Below are 626 nucleotides of genomic sequence, written 5' to 3'. Positions count from 1 at the left end.
ATTGATGACACGCTTCATCATCATCTTCAGAGATCCATCAGACTGATCTCGAACGATGCGAAGCCTCTCATCATTAAGAGACCCCTTGAACTCCTTAAACGATCCGTACCTCTGTATCAGTCGCGTATTGAGTGTCTCATTATAGAACCACTCAAGATGGCCATCCTCCATCGTCTCAATATCGTTCGGCTTAGTCACATATTTTGTGACCTCATCAACAGACTCAAGAGTTCCCGCATCCTTAACAATGCACGACATCCTCTCACGAACATCAGCAAGAAAATCCTGCCAGCCGTTCCCCTTCAAATACGGCAGATCAAAGAGGATATTCATATGCATGTTAAGGGTTTCATGATCCTCATTATGAGTGAACTCAGTCACCCTGAAATACAGATTTGAACCATATTTTTGATTGAGCCAACGGAAGCAATCAGAGAGCTTGCGTGTCCATTTCCTATGCTCCGCCTTGAGGTCATCATATATGCGGACGTTCTCACCGCAGGTGATAACCATGTACCGCAGATACTTCCCCTTATTCGGGAGAATGTTATCAATCCAATAGGTCAGCTCATTCCTCAACTGGCGACGCTCAGCAACAGCAACAGCAGGAATGAACATGATATGCC

At 45.2% G+C, this 626-nt stretch carries 1 protein-coding gene; it reads right to left on the bottom strand.

The features are described 5' to 3' along the window. On the bottom strand, positions 1-626 hold a 626-nt coding region (locus KP705_RS16105; protein ID WP_215764970.1), incomplete at both ends, for a protein rep.

This window comes from Gluconobacter sp. P1D12_c, from assembly GCF_018812105.1.
Classification (GTDB): domain Bacteria; phylum Pseudomonadota; class Alphaproteobacteria; order Acetobacterales; family Acetobacteraceae; genus Gluconobacter; species Gluconobacter oxydans_A.
This window is presented reverse-complemented; position numbering and strand designations above follow the sequence as displayed.